The organism is Neohoeflea coraliihabitans (genome assembly GCF_019334345.1).
In the GTDB taxonomy this organism is placed as follows: domain Bacteria; phylum Pseudomonadota; class Alphaproteobacteria; order Rhizobiales; family Rhizobiaceae; genus Pseudohoeflea; species Pseudohoeflea coraliihabitans.
In genome coordinates, this window is sequence record NZ_JAHWQX010000001.1 from 1,235,916 (window position 1) to 1,256,462 (window position 20,547).

Annotated in this window: 21 protein-coding genes and 1 tRNA gene; 7 read left to right on the forward strand and 15 right to left on the reverse strand. The window is 62.2% G+C overall.

What is annotated here, in order from left to right; translation table 11 throughout:
• Positions 1–16: 16 nt before the first annotated feature.
• Together KY465_RS05880 and tesB are read right to left on the reverse strand one after the other, a co-directional pair.
• Positions 17–367 (reverse strand): P-II family nitrogen regulator, encoded by a 351-nt coding sequence (locus tag KY465_RS05880; protein ID WP_304650920.1) that lies wholly within the window; start codon positions 365–367, stop codon positions 17–19.
• A gap of 229 nt (positions 368–596) precedes the next feature.
• Positions 597–1,481 carry an acyl-CoA thioesterase II gene (tesB, locus tag KY465_RS05885; protein WP_219200669.1) on the reverse strand — a complete coding sequence of 295 codons (885 nt, stop codon included), beginning with the start codon at positions 1,479–1,481 and terminating at the stop codon, positions 597–599.
• Between the two features lie 156 nt (positions 1,482–1,637).
• On the opposite strand from tesB, the gene KY465_RS05890 reads away from it, so the two are divergent.
• On the forward strand, positions 1,638–2,864 hold the full coding sequence (locus tag KY465_RS05890; protein WP_219200671.1) for a ubiquinone biosynthesis hydroxylase: 1,227 nt from the start codon (positions 1,638–1,640) through the stop codon (positions 2,862–2,864).
• A gap of 36 nt (positions 2,865–2,900) precedes the next feature.
• Here KY465_RS05890 and KY465_RS05895 read toward each other — a convergent pair whose 3' ends face one another.
• The 7 genes from KY465_RS05895 to KY465_RS05925 all read right to left on the reverse strand — a co-directional run bounded on the left by KY465_RS05895 (position 2,901) and on the right by KY465_RS05925 (position 7,043).
• Positions 2,901–3,365 carry an SRPBCC family protein gene (locus tag KY465_RS05895; protein ID WP_219200672.1) on the reverse strand — a complete coding sequence of 155 codons (465 nt, stop codon included), beginning with the start codon at positions 3,363–3,365 and terminating at the stop codon, positions 2,901–2,903.
• Positions 3,362–3,730, reverse strand: a complete 369-nt coding sequence (locus KY465_RS05900; protein ID WP_255561440.1) for an ArsR/SmtB family transcription factor — start codon at positions 3,728–3,730, stop codon at positions 3,362–3,364. Before KY465_RS05900 ends, KY465_RS05895 begins: the two co-directional genes overlap by 4 nt.
• Before the next feature lie 41 nt (positions 3,731–3,771).
• Positions 3,772–4,371, reverse strand: coding sequence for a TetR/AcrR family transcriptional regulator (locus KY465_RS05905; RefSeq protein WP_219200673.1), 600 nt, complete (start codon positions 4,369–4,371; stop codon positions 3,772–3,774).
• Between the two features lie 86 nt (positions 4,372–4,457).
• Positions 4,458–4,670, reverse strand: coding sequence for a Trm112 family protein (locus KY465_RS05910; RefSeq protein WP_219200674.1), 213 nt, complete (start codon positions 4,668–4,670; stop codon positions 4,458–4,460).
• A 10-nt stretch (positions 4,671–4,680) separates the two neighbouring features.
• The gene (locus KY465_RS05915) at positions 4,681–5,361 is read right to left on the reverse strand and encodes an LON peptidase substrate-binding domain-containing protein (protein WP_428982949.1); all 681 of its coding nucleotides are present in this window, start codon (positions 5,359–5,361) and stop codon (positions 4,681–4,683) included.
• A 94-nt stretch (positions 5,362–5,455) separates the two neighbouring features.
• Positions 5,456–6,457, reverse strand: a complete 1,002-nt coding sequence (locus KY465_RS05920) for a thioredoxin family protein (protein ID WP_219200676.1) — start codon at positions 6,455–6,457, stop codon at positions 5,456–5,458.
• Positions 6,458–6,536: 79 nt separating this feature from the next.
• Positions 6,537–7,043 carry a prolyl-tRNA synthetase associated domain-containing protein gene (locus KY465_RS05925; RefSeq protein ID WP_219200677.1) on the reverse strand — a complete coding sequence of 169 codons (507 nt, stop codon included), beginning with the start codon at positions 7,041–7,043 and terminating at the stop codon, positions 6,537–6,539.
• 260 nt (positions 7,044–7,303) lie between these two features.
• Here KY465_RS05925 and KY465_RS05930 point away from each other — a divergent pair.
• Positions 7,304–7,378, forward strand: a tRNA-Gly gene (locus tag KY465_RS05930).
• A 766-nt stretch (positions 7,379–8,144) separates the two neighbouring features.
• Complete coding sequence (locus KY465_RS05935) at positions 8,145–10,439, forward strand: DUF7933 domain-containing protein (RefSeq protein WP_255561441.1); 2,295 nt, start codon at positions 8,145–8,147, stop codon at positions 10,437–10,439.
• A gap of 196 nt (positions 10,440–10,635) precedes the next feature.
• On the opposite strand, the gene KY465_RS05940 is transcribed toward KY465_RS05935, so the two are convergent.
• The 6 genes from KY465_RS05940 to KY465_RS05965 form a co-directional block, all read right to left on the reverse strand.
• A complete protein-coding gene (locus tag KY465_RS05940; protein ID WP_219200679.1) occupies positions 10,636–12,129 on the reverse strand; it encodes a nucleotidyltransferase family protein in 1,494 nt (497 codons plus the stop codon).
• Positions 12,130–12,133: 4 nt separating this feature from the next.
• Positions 12,134–12,796, reverse strand: coding sequence for a glycosyltransferase family A protein (locus tag KY465_RS05945; protein ID WP_219200680.1), 663 nt, complete (start codon positions 12,794–12,796; stop codon positions 12,134–12,136).
• Between the two features lie 18 nt (positions 12,797–12,814).
• Complete coding sequence (locus tag KY465_RS05950) at positions 12,815–13,582, reverse strand: glycosyltransferase family 2 protein (RefSeq protein WP_219200682.1); 768 nt, start codon at positions 13,580–13,582, stop codon at positions 12,815–12,817.
• Complete coding sequence (locus tag KY465_RS05955; RefSeq protein ID WP_219200684.1) at positions 13,579–14,676, reverse strand: serine kinase; 1,098 nt, start codon at positions 14,674–14,676, stop codon at positions 13,579–13,581. Before KY465_RS05955 ends, KY465_RS05950 begins: the two co-directional genes overlap by 4 nt.
• Entirely contained in the window at positions 14,652–15,089 is a 438-nt protein-coding gene (locus KY465_RS05960) for a PqqD family protein (protein WP_219200686.1), read from the reverse strand. The genes KY465_RS05955 and KY465_RS05960 overlap by 25 nt, the downstream gene beginning before the upstream one ends.
• Positions 15,090–15,250: 161 nt before the next feature.
• Positions 15,251–16,207 carry a LysR family transcriptional regulator gene (locus KY465_RS05965; protein ID WP_255561442.1) on the reverse strand — a complete coding sequence of 319 codons (957 nt, stop codon included), beginning with the start codon at positions 16,205–16,207 and terminating at the stop codon, positions 15,251–15,253.
• Positions 16,208–16,525: 318 nt separating this feature from the next.
• On the opposite strand from KY465_RS05965, the gene torT reads away from it, so the two are divergent.
• The 4 genes from torT to KY465_RS05985 all read left to right on the forward strand — a co-directional run.
• The gene (gene torT / locus KY465_RS05970; RefSeq protein WP_219200688.1) at positions 16,526–17,596 is read left to right on the forward strand and encodes a TMAO reductase system periplasmic protein TorT; all 1,071 of its coding nucleotides are present in this window, start codon (positions 16,526–16,528) and stop codon (positions 17,594–17,596) included.
• A gap of 20 nt (positions 17,597–17,616) precedes the next feature.
• Positions 17,617–19,170, forward strand: coding sequence for a sugar ABC transporter ATP-binding protein (locus KY465_RS05975; RefSeq protein WP_255561443.1), 1,554 nt, complete (start codon positions 17,617–17,619; stop codon positions 19,168–19,170).
• A complete protein-coding gene (locus tag KY465_RS05980; protein WP_219200690.1) occupies positions 19,170–20,195 on the forward strand; it encodes an ABC transporter permease in 1,026 nt (341 codons plus the stop codon). Before KY465_RS05975 ends, KY465_RS05980 begins: the two co-directional genes overlap by 1 nt.
• A 14-nt stretch (positions 20,196–20,209) precedes the next feature.
• Positions 20,210–20,547, forward strand: a 338-nt coding sequence (locus KY465_RS05985) for a LamB/YcsF family protein (protein ID WP_219200692.1), incomplete at its 3' end; no start/stop codon positions are given.

Genomic DNA, 20,547 nt, shown 5'->3' on the forward strand with positions numbered 1-20,547 from the left:
GATTGAAGTCCTTTTGTCACAGCGCTTCTCCGCCGGTTTCACCGGTGCGGATACGCGTCACCTGCTCGAGTGCGTAAACGAAGATCTTGCCATCACCGATCTGGCCGGTCTGGGCTGCCGTGCCGATCGCTTCGACAACCGCGTCGACCTCGCTCGCTGCGACGGCGACCTCCAGTTTCAGTTTCGGCAGAAAGCTGACGGCATATTCAGTGCCGCGATAGATCTCCGTATGTCCCTTCTGCCGCCCGTAGCCCTTGACCTCGCTGACGGTCAGGCCCTGAATGCCAAGCGCCGTGAGAGCCTCGCGCACCTCCTCGAGCTTGAATGGCTTGATGATGGCCATCACAATTTTCATCTGGTTTCCCATCCTGTTTCTCTGGCGACACGGTCGCCCCACCATGCATCGAACACGCCGCGGCGTGTCGTGCTGTGGAGTGCAAAACAAGATCCGTGCCAGCCGCGAAAAACCGCCGACTTTCAGGGTTTTTTCGAGAAATCGCGACCGGAACCGGCACGAGCGATGAGAAAAAGAGCAGCCTCAAGCCACTCATTGCACATTATTTAGGCAGGTAATCAGACGGGTTAGAATTGCATATTTATCGTGCAGCGCTTCTCCGCGGCCGGATCAATCCTTCTTGTGCGACCGACGCGACCAGTGCCCCGTCGCGCGAATAAAGACTACCCCGCGCAAAGCCCCGCGCGCCGTTGGTGTTGGGCGAATCCATTGTGTAAAGCAGCCAATCAGAAAAATCGAAGGGCCGGTGAAACCACATGGCATGGTCGAGACTGGCGGCCTGGATGCTGCGGTCGAACACGTTGGTGCCATGCGCGAACAAGGTGGTGTCGAGCAACAGCATGTCCGACAGATAGGCGAGGATAGAGGCCTGAATGACGCGATCTTCCGGCACCGGCCCGAGTGTTCGCACCCAGGCATGCTGGATCGGCGGCAGCGGCTTGTCGGAAACATAGTGCTCGAGAAACACCGGTCGCACCTCGATCGGACGCTGCTTCTTCCAATAGTCGAGTATGACCTGCGGCGCCCCTTCCAGAAAGGACGCATCGATGTTGCCGGTGCCGGCAAGGGCCTCTGGTTGCGGCACTTCCGGCATCTCCGCCTGATATTCAAGTCCCTCCTCTTCCTTCTGAAAGGAAGCAGACAGCGAGAAGATGGCCTTGCCATGCTGAATCGCGACGACATTGCGAGTCGAGAAGCTGGTGCCGTCGCGGATCCTGTCGACGGTAAAGATGATGGGCGTCGCTGGATCACCGGGCCGCAGGAAATAAGCGTGCATCGAATGCACGGCACGCTCCGCCTCCACGGTACGCTGCGCCGCGACCAGCGATTGTCCGATGACCTGACCGCCAAAGGTGCGCTGCCAGCCCAGTTGCGGGCTTTGGCCGCGAAACAGATCTTTCTCCAGTGCCTCAAGATCGAGATAACCGATCAGGGCAGCCGTGGAATCGAACTCCGAGCGCGACATTTTGAACCCTCGCATAACTGACAGGACGCCCCACATTGGGGTATAGGTCGGACAGGAGCCGCTTATACAGCCTTGCCGCAATTGCGGTAAACCACTGTCAGGGTGCAGCAGGCGCGAACGCCGCGAACCCGGCGGAGCGAAGAGGAAGGATACCCGATGAACGTGGTCGACAATGATCTTCTCATCTGCGGTGGCGGCTATGTCGGCCTCGGCGTTGCCGTTGCGGTCAAGACCGCGGCGCCCGACCTGCGCGTTGCGGTCATTGATGCCGCCCCGGAAGGGGTCTGGAAGAAGGATCAGCGCGCATCGGCCATCGCCGCAGCCGCCCGACGCATGCTCGAAGCGCTCGATCTTTGGCAGGAGATCGAACCGGACGCCCAGCCGATCCTCGAGATGATCGTCACCGATTCGCGCACCAGCGATCCGGTACGGCCGGTATTCCTGACTTTCGACGGCGAAGTGACGCCCGGCGAACCTTTTGCCCACATGGTGCCGAACCTGACACTCGTCGGCGCTTTGCGCCGCAAGGCTGAGGCGCTTGGCATCGAGATCCACCAGGATGCCGCTGCCACGGCGCTTGATACGGAGGGGAACACAGCCCGGGTCAGCACCAGCGACGGGCGGCAGTGGACGGCACCGCTGGTCGTCGCTGCCGATGGCGTTCGCTCGGCCTTGCGCGACATGGCCGGCATCAAGACAACCCGCTGGGATTACGGCCAGTCCGGCATCGTCACCACTGTCGCGCATGAACGGCCGCACAATGGCCGCGCCGAAGAGCATTTCCTGCCGGCCGGCCCCTTTGCCATTCTGCCCCTGAAAGACAATCGCTCTTCGCTGGTCTGGACCGAACGCACCCGCGATGCCGAGGCGCTGGTCAATGGCGACGAACTGGTCTTCGAGATGGAACTGGAACGACGCTTCGGCCATCATCTCGGAACCTTGCGCCTCGATGGCGGCCGAAGAGCCTTTCCGCTCGGTCTGACCCTGGCGCGCGATTTCATCAAGCCGCGCATCGCTCTTGCCGGCGATGCGGCACATGGCATCCATCCGATTGCCGGCCAGGGCCTCAATCTCGGCTTCAAGGATGTTGCCGCGCTGGCCGAAACCATTGTCGAAGCAGCCCGGCTGGGCATGGACATCGGCTCGACAGCCGTGCTCGACCGCTATCAGATCTGGCGTCGCTTCGACACCTTCCAGATGGGCGTCACCACCGACGTCCTGACGCGGCTGTTTTCAAATGATGTAGCGCCGCTGCGCATGGCCCGCGATCTCGGTCTCGGCATCGTTGACCGGCTTCCTTCGCTCAAGAACTACTTCATCCGGCAGGCTGCCGGCAGTGCCGACGCGGCCGCACCACGGCTTCTGCGCGGCGAGGCACTCTGAGTTCAGCATCGGCTGACCGGTCACAGCCGGAACAGCTCAGCCCGCGCGGCGCTCGGCGAAGACATCGAGAGCCTGTCCGGTTTCGAGATAGGATTTCAGGCTCGCCAGAACGAGCGGCCAGCCCTTGCGGATGCCCTGTGCCATGCCGCTGTCCGGAACAAGCCGGTCATGCGTGACCGTCAGTCTTACCATCTCGCCAAGCGTCGCAAGCTCAAACGTCACCCGGCTGTGCCGGCTGGCATCCTCGTATTCCGAGGCATTGGCCCAACTGATCACCAAGCGCCGGGGTGGCTCGATCTCCAGAACCTCTCCCGCAAGTTCGACCTGCCGGCCACCTTGCACCCGCACATGCTCCCATTTCGAGCCCGGCTCCCAGTCGGAGACGTTTTCATGGCCCCAGTACTTGCGCGCCACCTCCGGTCTGACAAGCGCCTCGAACACTTTCTCCCGTGTCGCCCGGATATAGCTGACATAGACGAACTCGGTTGTTGCACCACTCATGGGTCCTCTCCCTCAATTTCGCGTTTCAGATCATGCAGCAGCGTGATCCGCCGGCGTTCAAATTTGCTGACCCATCGCTCGTAGACCTCGTGCACCGGCACCGGATTGATAAAGAAAAGCTTTTCCCGGCCCCGCCGCACCGTACTGACCAGATTGGCAGCCTCGAGGATGGCCAGGTGCTGGGTTGCCGACTGCCGTGCCATGTCGAGATGGCTGCACAGGGATCCAAGTGTCTGACCGTTCTGCACACACAGCATATCGAGCACTTTGCGCCGGTTGGCGTCGGCCAGTGCCTTGAAGACCATATCGTCGTCGCTGCGCGTGGGGGTGACCATGAAACTGAATATGCAGGTATTTACCTGCATGTCAAATTTGCGTTGCCTCGTGGGATCAATGCGGTGCGCGGCTAGCCTTCGGGTTCGCCCGAAACGCCGCCAAATGCGTGCTGCAGAATTCTGTCTATGCGCCGGAAGCTTTCGGCAAGAATGGTCATGTCGGAGGCCGCATGGGCCAGCGCAATGCCGCCCTGCCATTCGGCGATCACCGCCCGCCCGCGCGCCATCGCCTGCGACGGGCGTTGCCCGATACGCCCGAATTCACCGGCAAGAAAACCGATCAAAAGGCTGAAACTTTCTGCCGCGCGCGCCGATGCCGCGGGCGCCACGGTACGAAAGTCGCGCACGGCAAGCGAGATCGGACAACCCCGCTCCATGCGGCTGCGGCTCGATTGCTGCAGGCGACGCACGAGAAACCGGCAGCGCTCAGCCGGGTCCTCGCAACAGCGCGACGTTTCGGTGATCAACGCTTCGGTTTCGCTGACAAACACATCCGCCACCCCCTGTGCCAGATCCGCCTTGCTGCGGAAATAGTAGAACATGTTGCCCGGCGGAACGTTGGCAGCGCGCGCGATCTCGCCCAGACTGGTGCCCCCGTAGCCATGCCGCCAGAACAGATCTGCGGCTGCCGCCACGATCGATTCGCGCCGCGCATCACCCTTCTTCGCCACCCATTGACCTTTCGACGTGACCCTCACTGCACCGACTTATGGCGCAGGAGACCTTTTCAGGCCAGCCTCTCCGCCGGCCACCGCCCTCACGAAGCGTCGGCAACTTCCTGATCGGTCATCTGCCGGGCTTCCGAGACGAGCATGATCGGGATGCCGTCACGCACCGGGAAAGCCAGCCGCGCCTTCACGGAAAGCAATTCCGCCCGGTCGCGATCATAGTGCAGCGCCGTGCGGGTGAGCGGGCAGACGAGCAATTCGAGAAGCTTGGTGTCGGGATGACCTTGACGCGTGCTCTCCATCGCGGGCCTCCTATTGCAGCCGCCATTCAGCCGTTTCATCACCTTGCGCCAGCACCATTTCCGTGATCGCCACCAGCGTGTCAGCCCGCGCCTTCACATCCGGCGCTTCCAGCAATGCCTGCTTTTCCGCAGGACCGTAGGGCGACATCATCGACAGCGAATTGACCAGTGTCGCGGTGCTCGCCTGCTCGACACTTTTCCAGTCAACTTCGAGATCATTGGCGTCGAGATAGGCGCGGAAACTGCCAAGCAAGGCGGCACGATCAACATTTTCCCCCCGATCGGGTCGGATCAGGTCCTCGCTGTTGGGCGCGATCTGGCAGATGCGATAGGGCGCCTCAGCCGGCGCCACCTCGGCGGTGACCCGAAAACGACAGATGCCCGCAAGCGTCAGCACATATCGGCCATCGCCGGTTTCACCATAGCCCACGATGCGGCCCAGGCATCCGACGCCGCAAAGGTCGGGCACCGGACGCTCTTTCGCCTTTGCATCGGCCGGCAGGGTCGGTTGAATAATGCCGATCAGCCGCGAACCGGCCAGACAGTCGTCAAACATGCGCACATAGCGCGGCTCGAAGATGTTGAGCGGCAGCTGCGCGCCCGGCAACAACAATGCGCCGCCGAGCGGAAACACGGCCACCCGATCGGGCAGATCGCCTACCGAACCGTACTCAATGTTGCCTGCCTTGATCATCCCTGGCCTTCCATCCTTGCTATGATGTAAAGCGACCGGCGAAAAGCTCAAGAGCGTGCCCCTGCGGGGCAGACCGGCGCGCGCCGGCCGGTCAGGAAAACAGCAGTGACGACAGCTGCCGCCGCGCCGAAAGAGTGGCCGCATCCCCCGGTCCCCAGACCGCGAAAAAATCCAGCAACTGTTTGCGCGCCGCCTCGTCGTTCCAGGCGCGATCCTGACGCATGATGGCAAAAAGCTGGGCCGCGGCCTGCTCACGCTCACCCTGCACATTGAGGATCTTGGCGAGAGCCAGACGCGCCTCGAAGTCACCGCCATTGTCTGCAATACGCGCTTCGAGCTCGCCGCGATTGCCAAGCGCAGCGACCTCGCGGGTCTGTTCGAGCTGCTTGCGCGCTGCCAGGATCTCCGGCTTGTCAGCCATGTCTTCGGACAATGAGTTGAGCAGTTCCTCGGCATCATCGAGCGCGCCGCTGCTGATCATCACGCTCGCCAGACCACCCAGCGCTCCGGCATGGCTGTCATCGGCACCGAGGATGGCCGAGTAGATCTGCGCCGCCTCTTCGTTGCGGCCCGCATCCAGCGCCGTCTTGGCCTGCTCCATCAAGGCTGCAATCTGCTCGGCACGTGCCGCCTCCGGGCCGCCTTTCGGCTTCATCGCCGCAAGCTTGTCGACAAACGCCTTGACCTCGCTTTCGGACACCGCGCCCATGAAACCGTCGGCAGGGCGGCCATCAACAAAGGCGACCACTGCCGGAATCGACTGGATGCCCATCTGCCCTGGAATGGCCGGGTGATCGTCGATGTTCAGTTTCACCAGCCGGACGCTGCCCTTGGCGGCATTCACCACCTTCTCGATGACCGGCGTGAGCTGCTTGCAGGGTCCACACCAGGGCGCCCAGAAATCGACCAGCACCGGCACCTGCCGCGAGGCCTCGACCACGTCCTGCATGAAGTCGGCAGTGGTCGTCTCGCAGATCACGCCTTTGTCTGCGCCCTGCGGCAGATCGTTCGACAGCGGCGCCGCAGCCGCGGTGGCTGTGCCGCTCCATTGCGCGCCGGCAGTGGGGGCATAGGGATTGTCGGAAGGGGTCATGGGCAGCGATCCAGTTCTCTAAGTGGCCAGTTCTATAAGTGGCATGTGCAAGGTGAGATTGGTCTTGTCGCACCGTGATTCAAGTCGAAATTTTCAGAACCTGCGGTTGATGTCCGGTGCGGGTCAGAAATGTCATCAGGTCGCGGCTGGCGATGGAGGTGGTTGCCGTGTTGCGCAATGGATGCGCGTTGATGATCTCAGCCTCCATCAACATCGCGTCGAGAATGATTGTCACCGTTCCCTCGACATCATTCATCGCAGCAAACACGGTCACCGCGCCCGGCACGACACCGAGGCGTTCCATCAAGACCTCTGGCTTGCCGAACGAGACCCGCCCGCTGGCGCCGATCACGTGATGAATCTGCTTCAGATCGACCGTCGCATTCTCCTCCAGCACGATGAGAAAGTAACACCCCTTCTTGTCCTTGAGAAAAAGGTTCTTCGTGTGCGCGCCGGCAATTTGATCTCGCAGACTCTGGGACTCTGCAACCGTGAACACCGGCGCGTGCCAATGGGTCTTGTGTGCGATGCCGAGCCCGTCGAGAAGACTGAAGAGATCCTCAGGTTCATTCGGCTGCTCGCCCATTTCTGACCCTTTCCGGTAATTCCGCCAGCGACCGTAAACGCTGCGCGATGAAAACCAAGCCTTGTTAGCGGTGTCGACCGGTCAACGCAATCACGCCCCTGTCGCCGCCACCTGCAGGGCGCTCGACCGATGAGCGTCAATATTCTCCGGCGCGGGCGCAATTTGTCTGTTGCAATTCCGCACGGCTTGCGCCATATAGCGCCGGTCTGGCCCTCAAGGTGCCGGAGCGGTGATCCTTCCACCCAGGGATTGCCTGACGAGCGGGCGTAGCTCAGGGGTAGAGCACAACCTTGCCAAGGTTGGGGTCGGGCGTTCGAATCGCCTCGCCCGCTCCAGTTTCTTCATAAAGTTCGATGATCGCCAAGCCCCGGGTTCCGGGGCTTTCTTGCGTTTGCAGACCACGGCGGAAGATCTGGCTTCATATGGTCCCGTCATCGGGTGACCGCCGGGTTAGCATCCGCCGACGGCGGCGCATGCCTGCCGACACTTCCGACCACGCGCTGGCACAAATACCCGCTTCATACACTGAATTCTGCGCTGTGGCGTTGACGCAACAGAATCGCCGATTCGGCCGTTGCACTGCTCTGATCGGAACATATACGATTAAGGTAATATTAATGGTCGGGGCAGGGGCAAACTTTTCCTGTTGATCGTAAGGGTTTCGGCCAGCGTTGCTGGTTGATCGGGTCTCCGTTTGGGTCGGCGGCCCGAAGTGAAGTGGTGTTGCGTGACGCGTCGCAGATTGCGGAGCGTGTTTTCGAGTAGGGGGTACTTCGAGTGAGATCTTTCTGGCAGCCGCAGATTCTTTCTGGGGGCGCATTCTTTGCTCTCATGGTCGCAGGATTTACGATGGGCGCCCCGGACACGGCAAATGCAGCTGTCTCCTGCCCCGATCTTGCTGGAAATTTTGAGAACGCGGGCGCGAATGCGGATAGTCTATCTTGTCAGAAGAACGGTTCTGCGGGGAGTAACGGCATTAGCTTTTCCAACGGTCTGTCGGGGCCGCGACGTGTCTATGTAAACGCATATAGTAACGGTGCAAGTGCATATTTGAATTATAGTTGTACAGGCGGCGCCTGCGGGCCCATTGAACGGAACGGAATGCAGGCATTGGCCTATTGTCGGACCGACATCTACTCTGGTTCATGTAATTATACGTTTACTTATAGGGATAAAAATTATGACCTCGTAACGGCAACCGCCACCGTGCCAGACGGATCCACTACGCTTACTCAAATCACTGTTTCGGGCGGGGATTTCGATAGACCGCCCCCTCCTGCCTTTTCCAAGGCCTTTGCCCCGGACACGATCGCAACCGGTGCGGTTTCGACGCTGACCTTTACGATAGACAACTCGGCCAACGCAGTTGAAGCAACCTCTCTCGATTTCACGGACAATCTTCCATCAGATGTAACGGTGGCATCGCCTGCCGGCGCATCGACGACATGTACTGGCGGGACACTGACAGCAAGCGCGGGCACCGCCGTGATCAGCTACACGGGTGGCAGCGCCGCGGCGAATGCAAGCTGCACGGTGCAGGTGGACGTCACCTCCTCGACAGCAGGAAGCTACGATAGCACCAGTGGCGCTCTGACCTCCTCTCTCGGCAATTCCGGTACCGCGAATGATACTCTTGTCGTTACTGACGCGCTGGCTCCGGCACTGACCGCGTTTGCCCGCAACACGCCGTCTGCCGAGACCACCAATGCGGACACGCTGGTCTTCGACATCACTTTCAGCGAGGATGTGGTCAACGTCACGGCGGACGATTTCGACATCACTGGCGGCACCACCGCCACGGGTGCTCTCGCTGGCTCCGGGTCGGCCTACACGCTGACGGTCTCTGGCGGCGATCTGGCGGAATTCAACGGCACGGTCGGGCTTGACCTTGCAGCAACCCAGAACATCGAAGACAGCGCCGGGAACGCCCTGCCAGCCGGAGAACCCGCCACCGACGAAACTTACACCCTTCAGAACGACATCACGGCTCCGACGGTCGAAATCCTCAACGCACCCGAGAGCGTCGCCGGCACGGCGCCGTTCGACGTGACCCTCCAGTTCTCCGAGACCGTAGTCGGCTTCGCCGCGGGCGACATCGCCGTCGCCAACGGTTCCGTCAGCGGGTTCGCGGCCATTGACGGCGACACCTACAGCGCCTCCATCACCCCCTCGGGCGCCGGCGAGATGCTGACCATCGATGTTGCTGCCGGGGTGGCTCAGGACGAGGCCGGCAATGACAATCTCGCGGCCAATCAGGTGGTCGTCGGTAACACGCTGGTCACCGACACGCAGCAGCTGATCGCCGGCTTCATGATCGACCGCGCACGCCACATCCTCGCCAACCAGCCGGACCTGATCGGCTTCCTCAACGGCAGCGCGCTGGCCAGCAATGGCCCGCTCGGACTGTTTTCGCTGCAGGGTGACGAGGGCTCGATGGCGCTGGCCTTCGCCACCAGCCTGAGCCAGCTCGACCGCGCCGCCGCCGCACGGCAGCAGTCGGCCAGCGGGGAGGCGGCAAGCCCCTTCTTCCTGCAGGCAGACGGCCACAGCACCAGCTACGGGGCCGACATTTCTCCGGTCAGCCAGATCGGGAGGCCGGGCGCCCCCCGACCGGCGCCGATGAGGCCGCAGCGCGGCTATGACGTCTGGGCCGAGGTCTACGGCTCGACCGGCGAGAACGGCACAACCGACACCTCGCTGTGGCTCGCCCATCTCGGCGCGCACTATTTCCTTACACCCGATCTGCTCGTCGGCGCCTTGGCGCAGTTCGACTGGGCCGATCATGACGATGCCGCAAGCGGCGGCTCGGGAGAGGGCTTCGGCTGGATGGTCGGACCCTACGTGGCCGGGCGCGTTGCCGGAACCGGTCTCGCCTACGAGGTGCGGGCGCTGTGGGGCCAGTCGGACAACAGCGTCTCACCGCTCGGCACTTTTTCGGATGATTTCGGCACCGAGCGCTGGCTGATCTCCGGCAAGCTGCAGGGCGAGCTCACGCTCGACACCCTTGTCATCAATCCGACGCTGCAACTGTCCTACTTCCGGGAGACCCAGGAGGCCTACATCGACAGCCTCACCAACCCGATCCCCGAACAGACCATCGCGCTCGGCGAGGCCCGTTTCGGTCCGCAGATCGGCCGCAGTTTCGCGCTCGACAACGGCAGCGTTCTCGAGACCAGCCTCGGCCTGTCCGGTGTCGTCAACTTCGGGGTCGACACGGCTGCCGCGCAGCAACTCGACCTCGGCAACGGTGACCTGCGCGGGCGACTGGACGCCGGCGTCAGCCTGATTAACGCCGCCGGGTGGAAGCTCAGCGCCAGCGGCTACTATGACGGCCTCGGCAGCGAAAGCTACGAAGCGATGGGCGGCAGGCTGCGGGTGGCGATTCCGCTCCAGTGAGCGTGGGGATTGGCAACCCCTCCACGCTGCCGAGCCAGACCTATCTGTGGTCCGCGTTTCACATTTTCGGCGCCGGAAACGGCACTCCGAAGCCGATGCACGGATCCCATCGAGACCGGGGGGAGGAATGAAGTTTTCTTCTGGAACTCGGCGGCTGAATGCTTCCCACTGACAACATCGGGCAATGGCCGCACGATTAAAGTTGCTCAAGGGTGAATTCGGCGCCAGCCTCATCCCGGACCCTGGCATAAACCAGGGTGAACGGCAGCAGGCCGTAGCGCGCCACCTCATCGCTGTTGTCCAGGCTGCGAAGATGGCGCGAAGGGCGTGCTTCCAGCCGCAGCGTCTGGTCGCCGGGCTGCAGGTCGACCGTTCCGCGGTACCAAAGCTGCCGGCCGCCGGCAAGTCCTGGCACTGTCCGGTAGCGCAGCGAGGCCAGGAACCGGTCGCTCGTCGTCAGTTCGAATTCCACCCGGCGCCCCTGCTGCGGCACGCTCAGGGCCAGGCGGATTTCCAGCGTTCGCGGTCCGTCCTTGCGCATCGAGACCGGAAGTGACAGTCGAGCCACCGTCGTCTTGGCGTTGCGGCTCGAGGCATCCGTGCAGCGGCGCGCCCGCGCCAGCCACACAGTCTCCTTCGGGCCGGATGCTGCAACCTTGTTGCGCAACAATCGCATCTGCTTGACGACGCCGCGGGCCGGGCCGGACAAGATTCCGAAATCATCGCGCGGCTTGGCTTCCAGAATGGCGGCGCGCTCGGCAAGACTGCTCCGGTCCGCCTTTTCGATCACGGCTGCAAGCACATCATCGGGCACCGGCGTGCCGACCTGCCGCTTGAGATAGCTCAGGCTGATCGCCGCCGGCACGAACAGGCCGCGCGCCGCGAGGGTGGAGAGCAACGCCTGCCAATCCACGTCCCCGCCTTGCACAGCCGCATCGATATCGACCAGCCAGTCGCTGTGCACATGCGCCTCGAGGCCGGAGTGACCGATCGCCAATGCAATGCGGTCAGCCGGCCCCGGAACCCTGACATCCACGCCCTCGAGCTGTGCGGCAACGCTCCGCTCCCACAGCGCCAAATCGTCCGTATCGTCGAACTGGGACGGATGATAGGCCTTCTGGTGCAGGTCGAGATCACCATGCGTCCCCTTGTAGAAATTCAGCCCGCGCAACGCCGCGATACGGGCCTTGAGTCGCAGCTGCCCGGCCCCGCTCGCGGCGGTCCACCCGGCTTCGAACAGGCAGTCGAGCGCTGCCGCCATATGCTCGCGTCGAACGAGTATATCGACATCGTGCGAAACCCGGCCGCGCTGCGCGCCGGCATCAAGCGCCACCCGGCTCGCCCCTTTGAGAAGCATCACGCCGCAACCGGCAGCGCGCAGCCCGACAAGCGCCGGCCGTGCCGCCCGATAGGTCAGCCGCGATCGGCTCCACAGCATTTTCTGCAATCCGATCAGGCGCGGATAGGCATCGTCGCCCTTGAGCCGCTGACCATGCCGTTCCGCCATCGCCGCCAGCAGGCGATGCTCGGCGAAGGAGACATCATTGATGTCGTGGGTTTTCAGCCAGGCCAGGGCGAGCGTTTCGGCCTCGGCCGCATCGGTCAGCATCACCGCCTTGAGCAGATCATCGCGGGCGCCGGTTGGCCACGCCCATCCATAATCCGGGAAGCGGGCCGAGAACAGACGCATCCGCTCACGAGCCCTTGTCGCGGGATTTGCGGCGCTGCAGTGCTAACCATGCAACCTGCGCATAGCCGCGATCGCGAGCCGCGTCACGCCCGTAGGACAGGCTTCCCGGCCGGATACGGCGCAGGCTGAGTAGCGTATCCATCATGGCGAGCTGCACCCCCATTTCCCGGGCCCGCGCCAGCCAGTCGATCATGTCTCCCCGCCCGCCGCCGGGATCGATCACCGGTCCGACCCGCAATGCTGCGGCCGTCCTGATCATCATCGTTGTCCGTGACCAGCCGGGCCCTTCATCGCCGGCCCGTGCGTCTGCGCCGAAGGTGCGCATCGCCCCGAACACGCCGTCGCACTCGGGATGAGCTGCCAGATAGGTGATCTGGCGTTCCGATTTGTCACGAAGCCACAGATCGTCAGCATCGAGCGTCGCCGTCAGCTCGGTTCGTGACGCGGCCAGACCCGTCGTGGTTGCTTTTCCGACACCGCCATTGGCCTGCCGGATCACCTCGACGAGATCGGACACGCCAGCCGCCCGCTTGGCCGTCGCGTCAGTCGATCCGTCGTCAACGACGATGATCCGTTGTGGCAGAACGCTCTGCGCCATGATCGACCCGAGACACTCCTCGATCGTTTCGGAGGCGTTATAAGCCGGTATGACCGCGGTGTAATTCATGATCGCCTCTCTAACCGGTTAGCAATCGTCAAATTTTGGTGGCGCACCGGCCAGCGCGCTCATATCGAAGACCGGCGGGATGTTGCCCAGGCTCGGATCGCGTTTCCGCCGCTGCGCCGAGCGCAGCACCGCCTGCAGGACACCGCGGCGCATCTGCTCGTGCGCCGACTTGGTCATGCCGTCCGGGTGCTGCCGGTAGAGGATCGCCACCGTATCGGTCAGGAGATAGCGCGGGCGCCGCTCGAACAGCCGCAGCAGGAAATCCAGATCTTCTGCCTGGGCGAAATTCTCATCGAACCCCTTCAGCGGCGCGATGGCCCTTTGCCGGAAAAGCGCCGTGGTCAGGCTGACACCGCGCATCGTGATGCCCTCGCACCCCGGCGCGGCTGCCAGCTGATCATCATCGATGTGGTCGACGAGCCGCATCAGGCCATAGGTGAGATCGAGCGCAGGATCCGCCTTGAAATGCGCCAGATCCTGCGCGAATCGCCCGGCCGTCGAGATGTCATCCGAGTCGAGAAACGTCACCAGGTCCGCCTCGGGCGGCACAAGGCGCAAGCCGGCATTGCGCGCGTGCGTTACGCCGCGATTGGGCTGCGCCACATAGCGCACACAGGCGGCCTCTGCCATGATCTGTTGAATGATTTGCGCCGTGCCGTCTGTCGAACCATCATCAACCACGATGATATCGAGATCGGCGTCATCGCGCTGGCGCACTAGAGACCTGAGGGCGGCTCCGACATACCGCTCGCGATTATAGACCGGAACGATCACGCTGACCTTCATGCCTGCGTCTCCAGGAACGCCGCCACCGTGTCCGCCACCTCACGCGGTTCCGTTCCCACATGCAGGACATGGCAGGGCAGCGCCTGCGTTATCCGACTGAAGAAGCGAAATCCGCTTTCCCGCTCCCCCGGCATCTGATGGATCGCCGAGGGCGCCAAAGCCAGCATCGCGGCCCGGCGGGAAACCGGCTCGATCCAGCTGCGCTTCTCATGGCTGATCTTCGGTACGAGGAGGGCCTTGATCCGCAGCTTCTCGGCCGGACCGGCGGCGCAGAGATCACTGATGTGAAATTCATACTTGCCTTGCCAGTTCAGCGCCCCGGGAGATGGCAGCCGGTCAGCCAGCCCCAAACGGCCATAGCCGGCTTGATCCTGCTTCAGCACCGAGAATATCGGCGATGCCGTTACAGTCCCACCGTCATCCGCATCAAGGAGAACATAATCGTCGCCCGCACTTTCCAGGCCGTTCAGCAGACCGGCAACCACGGTGCCGGATTTCCCCGCACCCCCTGCACCGGCGAAAAGCACCCCGGTGCCATGGTGACCAAGCGTGCCGCAATGAGCCAGACGCCGCCCGGTCGCCGCATAATGCCAGTGCAGGAACGGCCGCAGAGGCGCGCCGGCCTCCCAGGGCGGATAGGCCTTCGGCCCGCGCATCAGTTCGACGCCAATACCCGAGCGCATATTGAGCAAATGCCAGTGATCGAGATCGTGGAAGTAGGACGCGCGCAGCCCGTCGCGCTCCAGTCGCATGCCGATCGCGTGGGGAAGATACGGCAGCTCGTCGTTCCAGGCCGCCGGTGGCATGACGCCTTCAATACCCGGATGGGCGATGAATATCTCAAGATGGGTTGTTCGGCTTTCGCGGGCCCGTGCCGCAACCAGGTTCTCGTTGATGGCGCGCGCCAGCACGCCGTCCTGCAGATGTACGGCAATGTCGAGACCCGGCAGCTGGATCCGGCACGTCAGCGGAAACCGATCCCGAAGGCCGTGCACCGTTTCGATGACATCCGTGGCATAGTGCGAAACGGTTTCGGGCCGGATTGGCGCTTCGGTCGGAGAACTGACCGTCACGTCGGCCGGACGACTGGCCACCCGGCAGGCTCCTCGACATCATGGATCGGATCGGCCAGGAACAGATCCGCCAGGTCATCGAACACCTGAATGTCCGGCTTTTCCGCAGCGTTCTGCAACTGTTCGCGCAGGCTGTCCGCCAAGCCGTCGGCGGCACCCTCAGTGTCCGCCCGTTCAACGATCAGCCCGGCCTCAAGCAACCGCAACACGAAGGCTTCGACCTCGGACACAGCAAGGAGAGGATTCTTTGACTGATCCACCCCGAGCAGCTCTGCGGCGCTGAGCCCCGAGCTCACCGCCTGCCAAATGACATTGCCGGAGTCCGAAAAGCTGAAATATTTTCCGAAAGTGAGATCGACCACGACAAATTCGCCATCGAACGATTCCGAAACGATATTGTCGCTTGCCAGCGCGAAACGCGAAGACAGAATCATCTTTCCACCAGAATCCCACTCCATCGAGAACGGCGGAAAATTAGCATTAATTAATTAGCAATTGCAAATGCTTCAGCCCGCGACCGCCAGCCCGTCAACAGCGTTTCTCGGACGCGAGACGCAGCTGCGCTATACACACAGGCACCTTAAACAGCTTCGCTTCAGAACGGCACACCCTCGTTCGGCCGGCGGCCGGCCGACCATTCGCGGTGCGGGGCGCTGTCATGACCGGCCTGCATGAATTCCTGAAACACTTTGGCAGCGACCGATTGCTCGACATTCGCCGCCCAGGCGAGCCCGACCTCCATTGTCGGCACCGGATCGGACAGCGCCATCACCTCGACGCGCCGCCCATCCAGAGACCAGGGGCGATACACCATGTCCGAGAGGATCGTGACGCCCATGCCGTTGGCCACCAGCGAGCGCACGGATTCCACCGACGACGTGCGGAAGATCGTCTTCGGGCGGTAACTTGTCCGATTCCAGTAGCGCTGGGCCGTATTCGAGGCCTCGTCCACCGTCAGCATGATGTAAGGCTCGTTCGCCACCTCGGAAAGGCCGACGGACGTGTGGTCGAGCAACGGGTGTTGCGACGACAGCCACAGGCGCCGTCGCGATTGCAGCAGCGGCACATAGGCGATTCCCTCCTGGTCGACGATGTTCGAGGTCAGCATCACAGCCAGATCGAATGTGCCGGACACCAGCCCATCCTCGATGGCGTTGCGCGGGGCCTCGGTGAGCTGCAGGGTGACACCGGGAAAGGCACGCGCGAACCGTTCAAGGTAAGGCGGAATGAAGTAGCCGGCGACAGTATAGGTCACCGCAAGGCGCAGGCTGCCCTGCACGTCGTCACGCAAGCGCCGGGGCGAACGCACTGCCTCGGCCATTGACGCCATGACACGGCGTGCGTGATCGAGAAAGATATGGCCTTCATAGGTCAGCGCGACACCCCCCGGGTGTCGGGTGAACAGCGCCACTCCGACGATCTCCTCCAGCTGCTTGATCGCGGTGGTCATCGCCGATTGCGATACGTTGAGTTCCATTGCGGCCCGCGAAATCTGACCCTCGTTGGCGACTGCGATGAAATACCGTATTTGCCTGATCGATGGTTCATTCAATTTATTGATGCCTATTATCGACTTATTTGAAGAAGGAATAGAAGGGCTTTCCTTGCGATGGAACGGCCCTTCGACCGCTGGCACACAATCGGAGCATAGAAAACACCGGATATAGGCATAAAAACCCAAATCAAGCGATGGATCTTGAGAAAAGCAGGTTGGAATCACGCCAGCTTCCGATTATGCAAAAAACAGATATACCATAGTCAATAATCGTATTTTACAATTTCAGCAATGCGGCTTTCCATAAGTCGTCGCCTCAAGGGCGGCAGATTGCAATGTGGCCCGGGAGGGATCACAGGCTTGAGGGAGGCATGAATGAAATCCTTGCTTATGGCAATGACCGCATCCGCGGTGGTGCTCGGCACAGCGGGCGGCGCAGCCGCCGAGAACTGGTACCCCTACTCGGTCGAGGTCTGGGACCCACCATTCAACATGGAAAGTCCGCGATCATCGGCGGATTATGTCCCGCTGGAGAAGGCGTCCAAGGCGTGGGAGATCTGCATCTCCTTTCCGCACATGAAAGATGCATACTGGTTGGCCGTCGATTATGGGGCAACCGAGGAAGCCAAGCGGCTGGGCGTCAAGGCCAACGTGGTCGAGGCCGGCGGCTATACCGAACTCAACACCCAGATCTCGCAGATCGAGGATTGCGTTTCGGCCGGTGCCGATGCCGTCATTATCGGCGCCATCTCCTATGACGGGCTGAACAACGTTGTCACCGAACTGGCTGAAAAGGACATCCCGGTGATCGACGTCATCAACGGCATCTCGTCGGACAAGATCGCCGCCAAGTCGCTTGTCTCTTTCGGCGAAATGGGTGCCAAGGCCGGCGCATTCCTCGCCGAGCTTCATCCCGAAGGCGGCGACGCGGCCAGGGTCGCCTGGTTTCCCGGCCCGGCGGGTGCGGGCTGGGTCGAAGCCGGCAACACCGGCTTCCAGAAAGCGATAGAAGGTTCGGCAGTCGAGCTGGTCGACACCAAATATGGCGACACCGGCAAGGAAGCCCAGGCCAAACTCGTTGAGGACACGCTCGAGGCCTATCCCGACCTCGACTACATCGTTGGAACCGCTGTCACGGCGGAGGCGGCAGTCCCGATCCTGCGCGCCCGCGGGCTCACCGATCAGGTCAAGATCGTATCCTATTACTACACGCCGGGCGTTGATCAGGGCATCAGCCGCGGCCAGATCCTCGCGGCCCCGACCGATTCCACGGTCGTGCAGGGTCGGATCGCTGTCGACCAGGCGGTACGCATCCTTGAGGGCAAGGACTACCAGAAGCATGTGGGACCGGCGCTTTACGTCGTTACCCAGGAAAACCATGGCGATTTCGACTCGGCCTCCACACTTGCGCCGGGCGGCTTCCGCCCGGTCTTCTCGGTCGAGTGATTGAAGGCCACGGACGGACCATGTCGAAAAAAATCGCCACGGTGGAGGAGGAGGAGATGCAGTCGGCGGCTGCATCTCCCCTCTTGCAGACCTTCGCCATCACCAAGACCTATCCGGGTGTCACAGCCCTCGATGGCGTCGACTTCGAACTGCGGTCCGGGGAGGTGCACGTCCTGTTTGGCGAGAACGGCGCTGGCAAGTCAACCCTGATTTCCATACTCGCAGGCGCCAACCAGCCAAGTGCCGGACAAATATTCTACCGCGGCGCACCGGTCACGCTGCACTCCGTTCACGATGCGCGCGACCTCGGCATTTCCGCGGTGTTCCAGGAATTCTCTCTCATTCCGCAGATGACGGTTGAGGAAAACCTGTTTCTCGGTGCCGAACACACCCGCGGCGGCTTCGTCGACCGCGCCCGCATCCGCCGCGAGGCCCTGAGCATTCTCGATGAGCTGGGCTTCGCCCTGCGTCCCGAGCAACGCGTCGACCGGCTGACCCGCGCCGAACAGCAGATGGTCGAGATCGCCAAGGCGTTTCGCTCCGAGCTTTCGGTGCTGATCCTTGATGAACCGACCGCTTCGCTCACCAGCTACGAGACGGACCATCTCTTCGAGTTGATCGGCCAGCTCACCAAGCGCGGTGTCGGCATTGTCTATATCACGCACCGCATGGCGGAAATCCGCCGCATCGGCGACCGCATCACGGTGCTCAGGGATGGACGCTATATCGATACCGTCGAAGCCAGGTCGGCTTCCGAGGATGATCTCGTCCGCCTGATGACCGGTCGCGTCATCGGCGGCGTGTTTCCCACCCTTGATCTCCCGAAGCCAGGCGCGCCTGTATTGGAAGTGCGCGGCCTGACAACGTCGGACGAGACCGTTGTCGACGCTTCGGTCACGGTCAGCGCCGGTGAGATCGTCGGCATGGCCGGCCTCGTCGGTTCCGGCAAGTCGGAACTGCTGCAGGCCTGCTTCGGCGCCGTACCGATCGCCTCCGGATCGGTCCGTCTGAAGGGCCAGGATGTCACCGGCAACAGTCCGCGCCGCAATATTCGCGCCGGCTTTCTTTATCTGCCGGCCGATCGGCGCAATGAAGGCCTGATGATGATGCGTTCGGTGCGCGAGAACGTTGCCCTGACCGCGCTTGACATCCTGCCGTTCTCGAATGGGCACTTGCTGCATCGCTCCGCTGAGGCAGCAACGGTCACCGCGCTTGCGGAGAAGTTGCATCTGTCGCCGCCGCGCATCGAACGCTCTGTCGACCAGTTTTCGGGTGGCAATCAGCAGAAGGTGATGCTGGCGCGCAGCCTGACCCGCGCCTACGATCTCATTGTGTTCGATGAGCCGACCGTCGGGGTCGATGTCGGCACCCGCGCCTCGATCTATGAATTCATAGTCGAACTGGCGCGCACCGGCACCGCGATCATCCTGATCTCGTCGGATCTTCCGGAAATCCTCAATCTCACCACACGCGCCTATGTCTTCTACCGCGGTCGCGTGCAGACCGAATTGCAGGCCGATCACCTCACCGAGGAAAACGTGCTTGCGCATTTCTTTGAAAGGGAGACCGCGTGATGGCCAGCAACACCACGGCGGCCCGAACGGCCGGCAATCCCGCCGATGTCCTCAAGCGGCTTTTTGTCAAACTTGGCATATTGCCGTTTCTGCTCGTCATCGCGGTGATTGTCTTCACTCTGATGTCCGACAATTTTCTGACGCCACGCAACCTGATGAACGTCCTGCGCCAGTCGGTCTATCTGATGATCGTCTCGATCGGCCAGATGCTCGCTCTGCTGACCGGCGGCTTCGACCTCTCGGTGGGCACCACTCTTGCCTTGTCCTCCGTCGTCGGCGCCATGGCAATGTCGGCGTTCTACGCCGCTTTCCCCGACATGGTCGGACTGGCAATCGCGCTTGGCTGTCTTGCCGGCATCTCGGCCGGCCTGTCGATCGGCGTCATGAACGGCATCGGCGTCGCCTTTTTCAAGGTCTCTCCTTTCATGATGTCGCTCGGGATGGCCTCGGTCGGCTTTGGTGTCGCGCTCTATCTGACCGGCGGCGTTCCCGTCTACGGTCTGCCCGTTGCCTTTGGCGATGTGTTCGGCTTCGGCATGCTGTTTGGCATTCCGGCCCCGGTCTATGTAGCGGCGCTGCTTGTGCTGGTCCTTTATCTGTTCCTCTACCGAACCCCGCAGGGACGCTATTTCTACGCCGTCGGCGGCAATCTCAAGGCCGCCTCCCTGTCCGGCATCAACACCACGGGCACCTTGTTCTTCACCTATGTCCTGTGCGCCTTCTTCGCCGCTGTCGCCGGCATGCTGTTGACCGCCCGCATCGACACCGGAGAAGCCAATATCGGCTCCTCCATGCCACTGGAATCGATTGCCGCCTGCGTGATTGCCGGTGTCAGCCTGCGAGGCGGCGTCGGGCGGCTGGAGAACGTCGTGCTGGGCGCCCTGTTCATCGGCTTGGTGCAGAACGGAATGAACCTGGCGCGCATCGAATCCTATCTGCAGACCGTCGTGCTCGGCGCCCTCTTGATCCTCGCCGTCATCGCTGACCAGATCCGTCTGCGCTACGTCGCATCGCTGAAGGATTGAGGAGCATGTGTTTGATGTCTGTTGATCTGAACTGTGACATGGGGGAGAGTTTTGGTCTGTATTCGTTTGGCGATGATGCGGCGTTGATGCCGTTGATTTCGCAGGCGAATGTTGCCTGTGGTTTTCACGCTTCCGATCCCAATCACATGCGCCGCACGGTTGAGCTGGCGGGCACGCACGGGGTCCGGGTCGGGGCGCATGTGTCGCTTCCGGATCTGGCCGGTTTCGGGCGTCGCGAGATGAAGATCGAGCGCGACGAGATGGCCAACATCATTTTGTACCAGACCGGGGCTCTGAAGGGGTTTCTCGATGCCGCCGGTCTGCCGCTCAGCCATCTCAAGCCGCACGGGGC